The 15,476-nt window shown below is 66.7% G+C and carries 15 protein-coding genes and 2 tRNA genes; 9 read left to right on the top strand and 8 right to left on the bottom strand.

All coding sequences use genetic code 11. The features are described 5' to 3' along the window. Nucleotides 1–12: 12 nt before the first annotated feature. Together ACOZ4O_RS06665 and ACOZ4O_RS06660 are read right to left on the bottom strand one after the other, a co-directional pair. Nucleotides 13–1,950: an ABC transporter ATP-binding protein gene (locus tag ACOZ4O_RS06665; protein WP_424524529.1), complete on the bottom strand. Its 1,938-nt coding sequence runs from the start codon at nt 1,948–1,950 to the stop codon at nt 13–15. 36 nt (nt 1,951–1,986) lie between these two features. After that, nucleotides 1,987–2,436 carry a DUF192 domain-containing protein gene (locus ACOZ4O_RS06660; RefSeq protein WP_424524528.1) on the bottom strand — a complete coding sequence of 150 codons (450 nt, stop codon included), beginning with the start codon at nt 2,434–2,436 and terminating at the stop codon, nt 1,987–1,989. Between the two features lie 60 nt (nt 2,437–2,496). On the opposite strand from ACOZ4O_RS06660, the gene ACOZ4O_RS06655 reads away from it, so the two are divergent. The 3 genes from ACOZ4O_RS06655 to ACOZ4O_RS06645 all read left to right on the top strand — a co-directional run bounded on the left by ACOZ4O_RS06655 (nt 2,497) and on the right by ACOZ4O_RS06645 (nt 3,526). Continuing rightward, nucleotides 2,497–2,569: transfer RNA gene (locus tag ACOZ4O_RS06655), tRNA-Val, on the top strand. A 324-nt stretch (nt 2,570–2,893) separates the two neighbouring features. After that, nucleotides 2,894–2,967 (top strand) — tRNA-Phe (locus tag ACOZ4O_RS06650). Between the two features lie 157 nt (nt 2,968–3,124). After that, nucleotides 3,125–3,526, top strand: a complete 402-nt coding sequence (locus tag ACOZ4O_RS06645; RefSeq protein WP_424524527.1) for a DoxX family protein — start codon at nt 3,125–3,127, stop codon at nt 3,524–3,526. Here ACOZ4O_RS06645 and ACOZ4O_RS06640 read toward each other — a convergent pair. Next, nucleotides 3,523–4,221, bottom strand: a complete 699-nt coding sequence (locus ACOZ4O_RS06640; protein ID WP_424524526.1) for an alpha/beta hydrolase — start codon at nt 4,219–4,221, stop codon at nt 3,523–3,525. The genes ACOZ4O_RS06645 and ACOZ4O_RS06640 overlap by 4 nt on opposite strands. 75 nt (nt 4,222–4,296) lie before the next feature. On the opposite strand from ACOZ4O_RS06640, the gene ACOZ4O_RS06635 reads away from it, so the two are divergent. From ACOZ4O_RS06635 to ACOZ4O_RS06625, 3 genes are all read left to right on the top strand, one after another. Next, the gene (locus ACOZ4O_RS06635; protein ID WP_424524525.1) at nt 4,297–5,085 is read left to right on the top strand and encodes an enoyl-CoA hydratase/isomerase family protein; all 789 of its coding nucleotides are present in this window, start codon (nt 4,297–4,299) and stop codon (nt 5,083–5,085) included. Nucleotides 5,086–5,132: 47 nt separating this feature from the next. Then, complete coding sequence (locus ACOZ4O_RS06630) at nt 5,133–6,581, top strand: MATE family efflux transporter (RefSeq protein WP_424524524.1); 1,449 nt, start codon at nt 5,133–5,135, stop codon at nt 6,579–6,581. Between the two features lie 61 nt (nt 6,582–6,642). Beyond that, nucleotides 6,643–6,840 (top strand): cold-shock protein, encoded by a 198-nt coding sequence (locus ACOZ4O_RS06625; RefSeq protein WP_145844272.1) that lies wholly within the window; start codon nt 6,643–6,645, stop codon nt 6,838–6,840. Between the two features lie 85 nt (nt 6,841–6,925). On the opposite strand, the gene ACOZ4O_RS06620 is transcribed toward ACOZ4O_RS06625, so the two are convergent. The 3 genes from ACOZ4O_RS06620 to ACOZ4O_RS06610 all read right to left on the bottom strand — a co-directional run bounded on the left by ACOZ4O_RS06620 (nt 6,926) and on the right by ACOZ4O_RS06610 (nt 11,509). Beyond that, nucleotides 6,926–8,503, bottom strand: coding sequence for a helicase HerA domain-containing protein (locus ACOZ4O_RS06620; RefSeq protein ID WP_424524523.1), 1,578 nt, complete (start codon nt 8,501–8,503; stop codon nt 6,926–6,928). 36 nt (nt 8,504–8,539) lie between these two features. After that, nucleotides 8,540–9,892, bottom strand: a complete 1,353-nt coding sequence (locus tag ACOZ4O_RS06615; RefSeq protein WP_424524522.1) for an LLM class flavin-dependent oxidoreductase — start codon at nt 9,890–9,892, stop codon at nt 8,540–8,542. A gap of 384 nt (nt 9,893–10,276) precedes the next feature. Beyond that, the gene (locus ACOZ4O_RS06610; protein WP_424524521.1) at nt 10,277–11,509 is read right to left on the bottom strand and encodes a carboxylate--amine ligase; all 1,233 of its coding nucleotides are present in this window, start codon (nt 11,507–11,509) and stop codon (nt 10,277–10,279) included. A gap of 119 nt (nt 11,510–11,628) precedes the next feature. Between ACOZ4O_RS06610 and ACOZ4O_RS06605 the strand changes: the two genes are divergently transcribed. Both ACOZ4O_RS06605 and ACOZ4O_RS06600 read left to right on the top strand, forming a co-directional pair. Further along, nucleotides 11,629–12,165: a 50S ribosomal protein L16 gene (locus ACOZ4O_RS06605; protein ID WP_424524520.1), complete on the top strand. Its 537-nt coding sequence runs from the start codon at nt 11,629–11,631 to the stop codon at nt 12,163–12,165. Then, nucleotides 12,165–13,010 carry an ATP-grasp domain-containing protein gene (locus ACOZ4O_RS06600; RefSeq protein WP_424524519.1) on the top strand — a complete coding sequence of 282 codons (846 nt, stop codon included), beginning with the start codon at nt 12,165–12,167 and terminating at the stop codon, nt 13,008–13,010. Before ACOZ4O_RS06605 ends, ACOZ4O_RS06600 begins: the two co-directional genes overlap by 1 nt. Here the strand turns inward: ACOZ4O_RS06600 and ACOZ4O_RS06595 are convergent. Further along, complete coding sequence (locus tag ACOZ4O_RS06595) at nt 12,997–13,365, bottom strand: Hsp20/alpha crystallin family protein (RefSeq protein ID WP_424524518.1); 369 nt, start codon at nt 13,363–13,365, stop codon at nt 12,997–12,999. The genes ACOZ4O_RS06600 and ACOZ4O_RS06595 overlap by 14 nt on opposite strands. A 42-nt stretch (nt 13,366–13,407) precedes the next feature. After that, complete coding sequence (locus ACOZ4O_RS06590) at nt 13,408–14,415, bottom strand: type II glyceraldehyde-3-phosphate dehydrogenase (protein WP_424524517.1); 1,008 nt, start codon at nt 14,413–14,415, stop codon at nt 13,408–13,410. Between the two features lie 79 nt (nt 14,416–14,494). Between ACOZ4O_RS06590 and ACOZ4O_RS06585 the strand changes: the two genes are divergently transcribed. Then, the gene (locus ACOZ4O_RS06585) at nt 14,495–15,448 is read left to right on the top strand and encodes an aminopeptidase (RefSeq protein ID WP_424524516.1); all 954 of its coding nucleotides are present in this window, start codon (nt 14,495–14,497) and stop codon (nt 15,446–15,448) included. The last annotated feature ends 28 nt before the right edge of the window (nt 15,449–15,476 follow it).

The raw sequence follows: 15,476 nt of genomic DNA, 5'->3' as shown, positions 1-15,476 counted from the left end.
CGCTCGTCGGTGTCAGTCGTCGTCCTGGGTCGGCGTCTCGCCGTCCTCGTCCACGTCGACCTGGCTCGTGCGTTCCGCGGCGCGCTCGATGAACTCGTCCGGGAGTTCGTCGATTTCGCCCGCCTGCACGCCCCAGAGGTTCGCGTACAGGCCGTCCTCCGCGAGGAGGTCCTCGTGCGTGCCGCGCTCCACTATCTTCCCGTCTTCGAGGACGACGATCTGGTCGGCGTCCTTGATGGTGGAGAGCCGGTGGGCGATGCTGAACGTGGTGCGGTTCTCGGTGAGGTCGTCCAGGCTGCGCTGGATGAGCATCTCCGTCTCCGTGTCCACGTCGCTCGTCGCCTCGTCCAGAATCATGATGTCCGGGTCCTTGAGGATGGCGCGCGCGATGTCGATGCGCTGGCGCTGCCCGCCGGAGAGTTTCACGCCGCGCTCCCCGACTTTCGTCTCGTAGCCGTCCGGGAGGTTCGTGATGAACTCGTGGGCCTCCGCGGCCTTCGCGGCCTCCACGACCTCCTCCTGGCTGGCGTCGAACGACCCGTACCGGATGTTCTCCTCCACCGTCCCGTAGAACAGGAAGGTGTCCTGACTCACGTAGCCGATGGACCGCCGAATCGACGGCAGCGTGACGTTCCGGATGTCCTGTCCGTCGATTTCGATGCGGCCGTCGTCGGGGTCGTACATCCGCAACAGGAGTTTCAGGACCGTGGACTTCCCCGCACCCGTCGGCCCGACGAGCGCGAGCGTGTCGCCGCCGTCAACGTCGAAGGACACGTCCTCGATGATGGGTTCGTCGTCGTACCCGAACGTCACGTCGTCGTAGACGACTTCGCCCTCGGTCACGTCGAGTTCCTCCGCGTTCGGGTCCTCCTCGATACGGGACGGCTCGTCCATCAGCCCGAAGATGCGCTCGCCCGACGCACGCGCCCGCTGATACATGTTGATGATCTGCCCGAACTGCGCCATCGGCCAGATGAACTGCTGGCTGAGCTGGATGAACACGACGAACTGACCGATGGTGAGCGAGCCCGCGAGCCCGAACGGCGCGCCGACCGCCGCCCAGTACCCGCCGACGAGGAACGTGAGCACGAACCCGATGCCCGCGATGACGCGGAGCGCCGGGAAGAACTTGATGCGGATGGTAATCGCTCCCCAGTTCGCGTCGAAGTAGCCCTGAGAGACGTCCTCCACGCGCTCGCCCTCGTAGTCTTCCGTGTTACTGGTCTTGATGACTTGGATGCCGCCGAGGTTGTTCTCCAGCCGCGAATTCATCTGCCCGACGGACGACCGCACGTCCGCGTACTCCGGCTGAATCCGCTTCACGAACCGGTACGTGAACCACGCGATGATGGGCACCGGGAGCATCGTGATGATGGCGAGCTTCCAGTTCAGGTAGAAGAGGACGCAACCGACTGCGAACACCATCACGGAGAGCCGGAACGCCGAGTTCATCCCGTCGTTCAGGAAGCGCTCCAGGCGGTTCACGTCGTTCGAGAGGATGGACATCATCTCGCCCGTCTGCTTCGTGGCGAAGAAGTCCATGTTCAGCCGCTGCATCTTGTCGTACGTATCCGTCCGGACCGCGTGCTGGATGTGCTGGCTGAACGAATTGAACCCCCAGTTCCGGAACCAGTGGAAGCCCGCGCCGCCGAAGAACGCGAACGCGATGATGCCGGACGCCACCAGGAGTTGGTTCATATCGCCAGTCGGTTGGAGACTGGCGGGGAGGAAGCCGAGGAATGGGTAGGAGTCGTAGAGGATGCTGTCGATGGCGTACCCGAGCATCAGCGCGGGTACGAGGTCGAGGACGCGCGCGAAGAGACTCGCCACCACACCCACGACGAACGCGAATCTGTTCTCGCTTCCGTAGGTCTCGAAGAGACGACGCATCGCGTTCGAGGAGTCCGCGCGGACGTCCTCGAACGGGTCGTCGTCGTCCAAGCTACTCATTACTGGTAGAAAGTGACACCCTAACAAAAGAGTTTCCTACGAACCGAAACATGCCACCTCGGTTCCGGCGCTGACGCCGCGGTCCACGGTCCAGTTGTAGGGAAGTTCGAGCACGCAGTCCGCGCGCCCCCGATACCGCGTGAGCGGCGCGTCCTCCACGACCGCGTGATGGACCGCCGTCACCTCGCCGTCCGCGACGAACACGATGTCGATGGGGTAGTTCATCCCCCGCATCACGTACGCCCGCGCCCCCACCGAGGCGTACCGGAAGACCATCCCGTCCGCCGGCAGGTCGGTGGTGCCACTGAGGCCCTCGTAGCGCTCCCGCGCCGTGTCCGCCACTACCATCTCCAGAACCGCGGTGCCGTTCGCCGTCTCCACAGTCACGCGGGCCCGGTCGACCCCGTCGTCCGCGAACCACCACACGCCGACCGCCGCGAGCGCCGCGACCAGCACCACCGCGACCACCGTCGAACGACGCACCATACCACAGGTAGTCGGGCGAAAGGCAAACGTTTTCCCCGCTCACCGGCCAAATTCCGGTGCGGGTCCGTGGTCTAGTGGTTATGACGCTTCCCTTACAAGGAAGAGGTCGGTGGTTCGACTCCGCCCGGACCCATGAGCAGTTTCGACGAGCGTAGTGAGGAGAAACAGAATGGGGGGAGGACAGAGTCCGAATCCAGCGAGTCGCAGCGCGAACGAAGTGAGCGATCGTCTCGCGTTGGTTCGACTCCGCCCGGACCCACTACTTCTGCGGCGAGCCAAGGTGAGCCGTGAAGTCGTGCGGAGGACGGATTCGCGGCCCAGCGGACGAGCAGAGCGAAGTCCTCGTGGTTCGACTCCGCCCGAGTCCACTTCTCGTGCAGTCTCGACCGCAACGAGACCGCCGCCCGACGGCAATCCGAAACCCTTTTTCACGCACTCCTCATTCGATAGCGTGCACGCCGCCTTAGCTCAGACTGGGAGAGCACTCGACTGAAGATCGAGCTGTCCCCCGTTCAAATCGGGGAGGCGGCACTTCTCTGATTCCGACACGCGAGCGAAGCGAGCCGTCGGAATCGAAACGTGACACCGAGCCGATTTGAATCAGCGGGACGGCCGTCGAGGGTCTCGCGCGCTTCAAATCTTTCTGGTGGGGGAACGTTTGTTTCGTCGTGGCGCGAGGGTTCTGTTGATGGGTTCGTTCGCGCGGTTTCGGCGGTTGTCGGTGTTCGTGATGAGTGCGTTCTACGTGGTGGCGGGTGTGGCGCATTTCCTGTGGCCGCGGGGGTTCGAGCGTGCGGTTCCGCCGTCGTTGCCGCGGCCGCGGCTGTTGGTGTACGTGTCGGGTGTCGCGGAAGTCGTGTTGGGTCTCGGGGTGTTGGTTCGGCGGACGCGGCGGGTGTCGGCGTGGGGGTTGATTGCGTTGTTGGTGGCGGTGTTCCCGGCGAACGTGCATATGGCGCGGAGTGACGTGTTTCGGGATGCGGTGCCCGAGCGGTTCTCGTGGGTGGTGGACGTGGTCGCGTGGGCGCGGTTGCCGTTGCAGGGCGTGTTGGTGCTGTGGGCGTGGTGGTGCGCGCGAGTGGACGCCTAGAGCGCGCTCGCGCCGTCGCGGACGGTGGCGAGCACGGTCTCGATGTGGTCGTCTCGCGTGCTCGAATTGAAGAGTTCGTGGCCGTCGGTGAACGCGACGCGGTTGGCTTCGGGGACCTGGGATTCGATGGTGGCGCCGCTGACGATGGGGTCGTCGGGGTTGTAGAAGACGGCGTCCCGGGTGTCGAACGGCGGGAGAGACTCCTGTGCGTGCTTGGCTTCGCGGAGGAAGGTCGGGGCGGCGTAGTCGGGTGAGTCGGCGACCCAGGCGTCGCTCGCGAGGCTGCCGAGTTCGTCCCGTGTCGCGCTCGCCGGGAGGACGGGCGTGGAGACGGGGAGTTTGCGGAGGAGGGAGACGAGCGGGTTCTGGAGGTCGCCGTGAAACCCCAACCAGGGGCTGAGGTAGGTGCGCGTCCGGCGGGCGTCGTCGGCGTCGAGGTGGCGCGCGACGAGGCCGCCCGTGCTGTGGCTGAGGAGGCGGTACTCGTCGAGGTCGTCCACGAACGACTGGACGGGCGCGAGGTACTCGCGCTCGAAGTCGGTGATGGTGCGCGGGAGTTCGAACGCGCTCACGCGGTATCCGGCGTCGGTGAGGTGGTCGATGAGCCACTGGACGCCGTCGTGTTCGGGTCGGTTCCCCCAGCCGAGGACGAGGACGAGGCGGTCGTCGCCGTCGCCGTAGTCGACGCGTCGCATACTTGAAGTCGGGCGGGCGCGCCCAAAGCGTTTGCCGTGGGTACCTTTATCACGGGCTGTCGTGCACGCCACGGTATGCCGTCTATCGAGAGCGAGCACGTGAGCATCGAGGTCGAAGGAACGCGAGCGGATGTCGTCATCACGCGCCCGGAGAAACGAAACTCGCTCACGGGGGCGGCCGTGCGCGACCTCACCGAGGCGGTGCGCGCCGTCGAAGCCGACGACGACGTTCGCGCGGCGACGCTCCGCGGCGAGGGCCACGTGTTCTGCGCGGGGTTCGACCTGGAGATGATGGCCGGTAACGACGTGCGCGAACACGACGCCCTCCACCGGGACTTCCGGGAGCTCCTCGACACTATCGACGCGATGACGACGCCGACCGTCGCGGCGGTGCAGGGCGCGGGCATCGCGGGCGGGTTCGAACTCACGCTCCCCTGCGATTTCCGCGTGCTCGGCGCTGACGCGAAGTACGGCGTCATCGAGGTCGACCTCGGCATCTTTCCCCACCAGGGGTCGACGCAGCGCCTCCCGCGCCTCGTCGGCCTCGCGAAGGCGAAGGAACTGGTGTTGACGGGCGAGTTCGTCGACCCCGCGGAGGCCGACCGCATCAACCTCGTCACGGAGGTCGTGCCTGGCGACAAGGTGGACGACCGGGCGCGCGAACTCGCGGACGACCTCACGGAGAAAGCGCCGCGCGGCGTCGAGAACGCGCTCCGGGCGTTCTCCCACACGTTCGACGTGCCGCTCGACGAGGGCCTCGACTACGAGCACGCGCTCGCGATGGAAGTGTACGGAACCGACGACCGCCGCGAGGGCTTCGAAGCGCAGCTGGAGGGCCGGGAGCCCGAGTTCTCCGGGCGCTAACGCCGAGCCGGGATGGAAACCCCTATTGTTTCGAACCGAAATAGTGTGTGGTAGTGCGTTTTCCGAACCCCGTTCGGCTGGTCATCCTCGGGGTCGGCCTCCTCCTCTCCCGGGCCGGTCTCGTCGACCGCCAGCACGTGCGCTCGACGACCGACCTCTCGTGGCCCCGCATCGTCACGGGACTCGCGCGAATGTCGAAGAACGCCGCCGACGTGGCGATGGTCGGCGTCGTCCTCGGCGAAGCCGCCATCGGCGGCGTCGGTCTCGCCTCCCCGTTCTGGGGGCTCGCGTTCTCCATCGGCGGCGGGATGGCCGCCGGCACCATCGCGCTCGTCTCCCAAGGCCACGGCGCCGAGGACTACGACCAGTTCGGGCAAGCCATCCGCTCCAGCGTGCTCGTCGTCCTCGCGCTCACCCTCCCGCTCGCTGCCGTCCTGTTCTTCTTCCCGACCGACCTCCTCGGCCTCCTCTCGGGCGACCAGACCACCGTCACGTACGGCGCGGACTACCTCCGCATCCTCGCGTTCGGCGTGCCGTTCGCCGGCCTCAACCTCGTCGGTAGCCGCATCTACATCGGCGCGGACGACGCCTACACGCCGATGATCGTGCGCGGCGGCGGCGCGGTCTCCAACATCGCCCTGAACGCCCTCTTCATCTTCGGCCTCGGCATGGGCGTCACCGGCGCCGCGCTCGGCACCGTGCTCGCGAACGTCCTCGGCACCACCGCGTTCGCCGTCGGCCTCGCCCGCGGCCGCCTCCCCTTCTGCAACCCGCTCCCCGCCGCCGTCTCCCTCCGCGACCGCTACTTCGACCGCGAAACGATCACCGACATCGTCCGCATCGGCACGCCCGTTGTCGGCCGGAACGGCGTCTGGACCGTCGCCCGCATCCCGATGCTCGCCATCGTCGCCAGCTTCGGCACCACCGTCCTCGCCGCCTACACCGTCGCTCGACGCATCTACGCCCTCATGAACACGCCCGGCTGGGGGTTCGGCCTCGCGTCCAGCAGCCTCGTCGGCCAGAACCTCGGCCGTGGTGACGAGGCCGGCGCGGAAGCCGTCGCGAAGGACGTCGTGTTGTTCTCCATCGGCACCTACCTCGTCGCATCTGCCATCGTCGCCGCCTTCGCCCACCCCATCGCGGTCCTGTTCGTCAGCCCCGACGCAGCACCCGGCGTCATCCCCACTACCACCGCGTTCGTCTACGTCTGCTGTATCGCGGTACTCGCGCAGGCAGTGAAGGGCGCGGCCGCCGGCCCGCTCGACGCCGCCGGCGACACTCGCGTCCCCTTCTACAGCCAACTCGTGGGCATGTTCGGGTTCGCGCTCCCGCTCGCCGCGCTCGGCGCGTACACCGACCTCGGCCTCGTCGGCCTCTACCTCTCGCTCGTCGCGGAAACGTTCGTCCCCGCTGCCATCAACTACTGGTGGTTCTCTACCGGCATCTGGAAGGAACGCAGCCGCGAATTCCGCCCCGGCACCCCCGCAGACGACTAACTCAGTTGACACTACCTATCGCGCAAGGGTTATGAGTGAGGAGCCAGTGTATCGAACTGTAATGGCAACTGGTACGGTTGATTTCTTCAACGACACTGGCGGTTACGGTTTCATCGAGACTGAGGATGCGGACGAGGACGTTTTCTTCCACATGGAGGACGTTGGCGGCCCGGACCTCGAAGAAGGGCAGGAGGTCGAGTTCGAGATCGAGGACGCCCCGAAGGGTCCTCGCGCGAAGAACCTCAAGCGCCTCGAATAAGGCGTAACCCACGGTAACGGTAGCAAAACAGATTTTCCACGTATTCACACCGCGTAGCGACCGCTTTACTCACCCGAACCGATAGTCACTCGAAGCGCCACTGGTCGCTCAGCTCGGACACCGCACCCCGCGGGTCGTCGCCGCGCGCCAGCCGCCGCAGTTCCTCGCCGTCGAACGCGTACTCGCGGTCCCCGTTCCGCGTCACCAGCCGTCGACTCCGCAGCGCGTCGAGCAGGCTCTGCGCGTCCCCGATGGGGAGCGACGCCGCCTCGCAGAGGTCGTGCGCGGTCCGTCGCCCGTCGAGTTCGTCCAGCAACCGCCGCGCACGCTCCTCGTTACACTGCGACTCCCGAATCGCCGCCTCCACCCGAACCCGCACGGACGGCGACTCCAACAACGCGTCCACGCGCTCCGACTGACTGTCTTCTGCCGTATCCGTGTCCTCACCGGACTCCGTGTCCGGTGTCCCGTCGGTGAGTTCCTCGCCGCGCTCCCGGAACTTCTCCTGAATCTCTTCGATGTCGTACGACTCCGGTTTCTCCTCGTCGAGCGCGTCTTCCAACCGTTCGACCTTCGTGCGCAGCGCCTCCACGTCCTCGTCCGAATCGGTGGGAAGCGTCGTCTGCACGCCCTCCGCCGTGAGCACGTTCGCCATCTGGCGCGCCGCCATCGAGACGTTCCGCGCCGACCGCAGTTCCTCCTCCAGTTCGTTGATGCGCTCGCGCTTCGCCGCGAGTTCCTCCTCCAACTCCGCGATGCGGTCCGCCTCGCGCTCCTCGCGCTCCGAAATCGACGCCAGGTCGTCCATCAACCCCTCGCTCACGGACTTCAACTCCGGGCGTTCGAAGTCGTCCAATCCCGGGGTCGCGCCGGCGTCGAACGTCCGCTTGCGCTTGAACTGGATGCGGGACACCGCGTCGTCCGTCCAGTCCGCCTGCACGAACGCTTCCCCCGCATCCAACTCGGACACCTGTTCGCCGTACTCCGAGCCGACGATACGCCCGACGACCTTCGTGTCGTTCTCCCACGTGAGCCGGTGCCAGACCAGCCAGTTCGCCTGCGTGATGAAGTCCTTCTTCACGTCCGCCGGGCGCTGACTGATACCCATCACGCCCAGTCCGTGCTTGCGCCCGCGCTTCCCGACCTTGATGAGCATCCGCCCCGTTTCGCCCATCCCCGCGCCCTCCGGGATGTACTCGTGGACTTCCTCCACGACGAGCAGGAACGGCTTCTTCAGCTTCTTCTCCTTCACGAACAGCTGACGCGCCGTCTCCCGAACCAGCTCGTCGGACGCGTCCTCGTCCAGGAACCCCGATACGTCGAGGATGACGGGAACGTTCTGTTCGAGCGCGAGGCTCGCGAGCTTCTCCGCGTGCTCCGGGCCGACTTGGATGTCGCACTCCTCGTCTGCGCCCGCGTGCAGTAACTCGAACTCCTCCTTCAATCCGTAATACTCGCCCTCACAGTCCACGATGAGGACGGGAAAGCCCGCGTCGAGCAGTTCCTCGATGACGACGCTCGCCGTGTTCGACTTCCCGCTCCCGGACTTCCCCGTGAGGAACGCGCGTCCCGTGAGGATGTCGACGGTCGGCAACTCCACGGGCGCGCCGTCCGCCGTCTCCCCGACGTGAATGTGCTCCTCGTCGGTGCTCGTCGGCTCCATCAGTTGTCGGAGAATGAGCGCCCGCCCGAATGAACGTTACTCCTGTCGCGCCGGATGACTCTCGTGGAGACGGCTGCGGCCGAACGTCCGCTCCCGCAGCGTCCCCGACGACGACTCCTCGGGGAGGAGGTCGCGCTCGCGGAGTTCGGGAACCACGAGGTCCACGAAGTCCTGGAGCGTGTCCGGCCGCACGACCTCCTTCACGTTGAAGCCGTTCACGCCGACCTCGTCGTGCCAGCGCTCGAACTCGTCCGCGACCTGCTCGGGCGTCCCGACGACGACGGGCGATGTGGTGCCGAGGCCCGCGAACTCCGCGACCTCCCGAACCGTCCACTCGCGGTCGTCGTTCGTCGTGAACGCGTTCACGACACCCTGAATCGCCTCCGTCTCGATGTGTTCGAGCTTCTGGTCGGGGTCGAGTTCGGAGAGGTCCATGTCCACGAACCCGGAGAGCAACGTGAGCACGCCCTCAACGTCGATGGCGTCGACGTAGCTCTCGTACTTCGCCTCAGCGAGCTCTTCGGTCTCACCGACGACGGGAACGATACCCGGGAAGAACTCGAGCGTGTCCGGGTCGCGGCCGTATGAAGACGCGCGCTCGCGCACGTCCTCCATGTAGTCCACGACCGCCTGCTCGTTCGGCTGGCTGACGAACACCGCCTCGGCGTTCCGGGCCGCGAACTCCCGGCCCCTGTCGGACGACCCCGCCTGGTAGAGGACTGGCGTGCGCTGCGGGCTCGGCTCGCAGCCGTGCGGCCCCGGCACTTGGAAGTACTCGCCGTCGAAGTCGACCTCGTGAACCTTCTCCGGGTCCGTGAAGACGCCCGAGTCGCGGTCCCGGACGACCGCGTCGTCCTCCCAGGAGTCCTCCCAGAGCCGATAACAGACCTCCATGAACTCGGCCGCTCGGTCGTAGCGCTCGTCGTGCTCGATTCGGCCATCGAGACCGAGGTTCGCCGCCGCGCTCTCTAGGTACGAGGTGACGATGTTGAACGCGATGCGGCCGTCCGTCACGTGGTCCAGCGTCGACAACTCCCGAGCGAGCTGGTAGGGATGGTTGTACGACGTGGACTTCGTCACCGCGAACCCGAGGTCGTCCGTCACCTCGGCCATCGCGGGCACGACGTACGCGGGGTCGTTCGACGGCGTCTGCACCGCCTTCTCGACCGCGGGGTCGACGGAGTCGTCGTACACGTCGTAGACGCCGCGCACGTCCGCGAAGAACACGGCGTCGAACCCGCCGCGTTCGGCGGTTCGCGCGACCTCCGTCCAGTACTCGCGGTCCGTGTAGCGGTGCGATTGGTCGCCGGGATATCGCCACGACCCGACCGTCACGTGCTCCACGGAGTTCATCGTGAAGAGGTTCAGATGCAGGTAGTCGTCGCTCATTGACCAATGGGACGGCCGCGACCGCCTAATAGCGACGGACACCGGCGAGTTTGCGTGGTGTCTTCTCTCTGCAGTCACCGACACCGGCAAGAATGGCGTTCGGATGACACCGCCGCCGCGCGAGGCTCGTCACCGCCTCCGAACCGGACCTCGCGCGATACCTTATCAGGACATACCGACCGCTGGCCGCGTCTTCGTATTTGAACCCTCGCGCAGGCAGTCGCGACAGAACGGCTGCTGAGACGACAGTCATGGAGTGGCGGAGAAGCATTCGCGGCGCAACGCGCCGCGATTCACTCGCTCGCGGAGCGAGCGAGCCTTTTTCCCTCCAGGTTTTTACTCAAGCGGTCGCGCTTCGCGCGACCCGCAGAGTAAAAAGGTGGGTCAGCAGGCGCAGTAGTAGTCCTGCATGCCGAGAGTATTTCTGAGTATTTGGTAGGCGGGGTCGGGGTCGTCGGGGCGGTAGACGCCGGCGGTGAGGTCGCCTCTGGTGACGAAGTCGCCCGAGAGGAAGCTCGTCCAGTCGCTCGCTTGGAGAACGTCGACGAAGGTCTGGTCGGTGGCGAGGAGTTCGAGGTAGTCGGGGAGGAACACCCAGGTCGCGTCCCGGAGGTCGTCGGATTCGTAGTCGGTGTCGGTGGCGTCGGCGTAGGCGGCCATCGGGAGGTTCGCGCCGGCCTGTACGGGAAGCCCGATCCACTTCCACGGCCGGGTGTTGATGTCGAGCAGGACGTACTCGTCGCGCTGTTCGTCGTACACGAACTCGCTCTCGCTGATGCCGTAGTAGTCGGTTTCGTCGAGCACGCCGAGCGCGCGCTCGCGGAGCGCGTCGTTCGCCGTGCGCTGAACGACGCACGACGTGCCGTACCCGAGCGGCTTCCGAACTCGCGCGTTCCCGACGATGCCGAGAGCGTCCTCGGTGCCCGACGGCGGGACGTAGGACGCGAGGCTCGCGTCCTCGCCCGTCGCCTTCTCCACTTTCTCCTGTGCGAGAACTTCGATGCCTTCCTCGTCGGCGAGGTCGACCACGTCCCGGAACTCCTCTTCCGTCGCGACTTCCACGACGTTCGTTCCGACCGCCTCCTCGAACTCGCGCTTGAGCGCGGGCTTCACCACGAGCGGGAGGCCGAGGTCGTCGATAGCGTCCGCGACGCTCGTCTCGTCCAACCATCGGGTCTCGGGGTAGGGGACGTCGAGGTCGTCCGCGATGCGGTAGAGCGAACTCTTATCGAGCACGGCGTCGACACGGTCGGCGGCGAACGGCAGGCGGACGCCGTCGGGGTCCGCGTCCGCGAACGCGTGCACCCACTCGTCCATACAGCCGAAGGCCACGAGGTCGCGGCCGGCGGCGTCGGCGATGGCTTCCACGTCCTCGCGGAACCCGTCGAGGTCGTTGAGCGGGTAGGTGACGCGGCCCGCGAAGTCCACTGCGTCCGACGTGGGCGCGGCGCCGTCTCCGACGCGGTCCACGGCGATGACGGGCACGTCGTGGGCGGCGAGCGCGCGCGCCACGCCGAGTCCGGTGATGTGTGCGTTCGCGACGATGGCGGGCGGCCGGTCGAAGTCGGCGGCCGCCACCGCGTCCACCAGTTCGTCGTGCGTGCGGAATTCGGCCATACCTCAGTCTCCCGCGCCGCGGGGTAAAACGAACCGATACGGGGAATCCTGGCCGGTACTCCGGTCGGCGCAAAAGGATGGGTTTATGGGCGCGCTGACCGAACACGCCTGTAGTAACCATGGCTGACAATCCGGCTTCCATGTACCGGACCATCGATAAGCCCTCGTACACGCGTCGCGACTACGTCACGGGCATTCCGGGTTCGAAGATCGCACAGTTCAAGATGGGAGACCTCCAGTCCGAACCGGAGGACTACCCCGTCCAGATTAGCCTCGAGACCGAGGAAGAGTGCCAGATTCGGCACGGTTCGATGGAGGCCGCGCGCCTCTCCGCGAACCGCTACCTCATCAAGGAACTCGGCGAGGGGAACTACAAGATGATCCTCCGCAAGTTCCCGCACCAGATCCTCCGCGAGAACAAGCAGGCGACCGGCGCGGGCGCGGACCGTGTCTCCGACGGGATGCGTCAGGCGTTCGGCGTGCCCGTCGGCACGGCCGCCCGAATCTACCCCGGCGACCGCATCTTCACGGCCTGGTGTCAGCCCGAGGAAGCCGCTGTCGTCAAGGAGGCCTTCCGCCGCGCGTACAACAAGATCACGCCGCCGTGCAAGATTTCGGTGGAGCGCGGCGAGGAACTCATCACGCAGCTCGACTAGTGCTCTCCCTCGCGGTCGCGACCGACGCGGAGACCCTCGACCGGATTCGAGGCCCGCTCGCCGACCGCGGTATCTCGGCGTCCTACGTTCCCTACCGGAAGCGAACGCTCTCCCTCTCCGATCCTCCCTTCTCGCCCGACGAGTTCGACGTCGGCTTGGTCTACCCGGGTCGCCTCATGGAGGGCGGCGTGCTCGACGCGTTGCTCGACGTGCCGTGGGTGAACGACCGCGAGACGGTGTTGCGGTCGCGGAACAAGGCCGGCGTGCTCGCTCGCCTCGAACGCGCCGGCGTTTCGGTCCCCGACACGGTGCTCGTCTCGAATCCCGTGAACGAGGACGACGTACTCGACGCGCTCGCCGGCTTCGATTATCCGGTGGTCGTGAAACCGAACTCCGCTACCCGTGGCGTCGGCGTCACCAAGCTCGGCGACGCGGACTCCGCGCTGGGCGTGACGGACTACCTCGACCTGATTCACGACTTCCCCGCGACCGACGACAAGTCCTACCTCGTTCAGGAGTACGTTCCGGACGCCACCGATTACCGCGTGATGGTGCTCGACGGCGAGTACGCGGGCGCGGTCGAACGCCGCGGCTCCGGCTGGAAACACAACGTCCACCGCGGCGCGGACGCCACCGGAACCGACCCGCCCGAGCGCGTGAAGTCGATTGCCGAGGACACCGCGGATGTCCTCGACATCCCGATTCTCGGCGTGGACGTACTGGACACCGGGTCGCGGGCGCTGGTGAACGAGACGAACGCGCGACCGACGATAGATGCGGAAACGAAGTACGAAGACGGCTTTTACGACCGGTTCGCCGAACTGGTGCGGGCTACTCGACGCTGATGTCCGCGGAGTCCTCGAGGCGGTCGAACGACACTTCGAGCACGCCGTTGTTGTAGGTCGCGCTCGCCGAGTGCTCGTCAACGCGAGCGGGAAGGTCGATGCGTTCGTCGTACTCGCGAGCGTCCGTCGCCGCGCTGATGGTGAGGACTTCGCCGTCGCACTTCAGGTCGATGTCGTCCTTCTCGACGCCGGGGAGGTCCGCGACCACGCGCACCTCGCCGTCCTCCTCGTAGACGGTGACGTGCGTGTCCGTCCCGAACCCGGACTCGTCCATCCCGCCGCGCATGTCGTTCATCATCCGCTCTATCTCGTCGAAGAAGTCGTCGAACGGGTCGTCTCGGTCGTCGCGGCGCATACTCCGCCCTAGCGCCGGCCCGGGGATAAGGTTTCGGGGGGTCTAGATGCCGAGCGCGTCGTTCGTCGTCTCGATGCTCTCCGCGGCGTCCATCGAGTCGGTGACCGCGCGGATGGCGTCGACGTTCTCCGGGACGACGTCGGACTCCTGGTGGATGGCCTGGAACAGGTAGAGGTCGCGGCCCTCCATCGTGACGGACTCGCTCCAGAGGCCGTTCTCCCAGACGTCGCCGCGCGGCCGGCCGAGGTCCTTCGCGTACTCCTTGAGTTTGCCCGTGCCGTCGATGTCGAACTCGGGCGGGATGCAGAAGATGCGGGACTCGTCCTCGAGGAGGTCGCGCACGTCGTCCGCGCTCGGTTCGGCGTCGAGCGTGACGTTCACGGAGTGCATGTGCATCAGGGTCGCGGGCACCTTCAGGCCGAGCGTGTCGATGTCGAGGTCGGGGAAGATGGTGTTCACGTCCGGGCCGTGATGCGAGGGGAGCGTGATGGGGTTCGGGAGGATGTCGTCGATGGGGCCGCGACTCGTCTGTCCGGGGTCGCCGCCGCGCCGCACCAGCGTGACGCGCGCCTTCTCGACGCCGTACTCCTCTTGGAGCGGCGCGAGCAGCCGGCTGAGTCCTGTTGTGTTGCAGGAGACGACACGGACGTGGTCGGCGTCCCGGGCGTCCGCGAAGTTCCCGCGGGCGTTGAAGCTCACGTCCGCCACGTCGGCGTCTTCACCGCCCTGGTAGAGCGCGGGCGTGTCGTACTCCTCGTACAGTTCCTTGTTCTGCGCGCCGATACCCGACGGCGTCGCGTCCACCATCACGTCGCTCGACGCGACGAGTTCGTCCACCAGGCCGGCGGTCTCGATGCCGGCGTCCGCGAACTGGCTCGCGCGGTCCTCGATGGCTGCGTAGAGGTCGTAGCCGCGCGCCACCGCGCGCTCCGCCTCGAAGTTCGGTCGCGTCTTCGCGACGCCGACGACCTCCATGTCCGGCTGGTCGCGGACCGCGTCCGCCACGCGCTTCCCGATGGTTCCGTAGCCGTTGATACCGACGCGAATCATACTGCTCACTCCCCACGGACGCCGGATAACCGTTTCGAGAGAAGACAACGCATAACGTCCTTCCCACGAAACCCCCGCTATGAGCACGCTCGAAGAGGCCGCGGAGACCGCGGTCGTCCAGTGCCTCGGCGTCGAACCCGGTGAGACGTGCGTCGTCGTCACCGACGACAAACGCGAACGCATCGGGGAGGCGCTCTACGCCGCCGCCAGCGACGTCACCGACGACGCGACGATACTCCGGTATCCGCCGGGCGACCAGCACGGCGCGGAACCGCCCGCACCGGTCGCGGCCGCGATGCGTGAGAGCGACGTGTTCCTCGCACCGACGACGAAGTCGCTCTCGCACACTCGCGCTCGCTCCCGCGCGAACGAGGCGGGCGCTCGCGGCGCGACCCTCCCCGGCATCACGGAGGACGTGTTCACCACCGGCTTGGACGCGGACTACACCCTGATTCGCCGGCACTGCGCGGACGTGCTGAGTCAGGTCGGTGACGCCGACGAAATCCGGGTGACGACGCCCGCCGGGACGGACATCACGTTCGAACCGGGCGCGCGAGACTGGCTGCAGGACACGGGCATCGTCCACGAGGCGGGCGAGTTCTCGAACCTCCCCGCGGGCGAGGTGTTCGTCAGCCCCGAGACCGCGAACGGCACGTACGTCGTGGACGGCACGATGATGCCCCACGGCAAACTCGACGAGGGACAGGAACTCACGTTCGAGGTCGAGGACGGCTACGTCACCCACATCTCCGACGACGACGTGCGCGAGCAGGTCGAGGCGGCCGAGGAGGAAGTCGGCAAGGCCGCGCGCAACCTCGCGGAACTCGGCATCGGCACGAACGTTGCCGTCACCGACCTCGTCGGGAGCGTCCTCCTCGACGAGAAGGCCGCGGGCACGGTCCACATCGCCATCGGCGACGACGCCGGCATCGGCGGCGACACCGACGCCCCGCTCCACCTCGACGGCATCATCGAGAACCCTACGGTGTACGCGGACGGGGAAGCGATCACGCTTCCGAACGGCGAGCGGTGAACACCGCGAGCGGGGACGCGGTCACGCT

The organism is Salarchaeum japonicum (genome assembly GCF_049705945.1).
Lineage (GTDB): Archaea > Halobacteriota > Halobacteria > Halobacteriales > Halobacteriaceae > Salarchaeum > Salarchaeum japonicum_A.
This window is presented reverse-complemented; position numbering and strand designations above follow the sequence as displayed.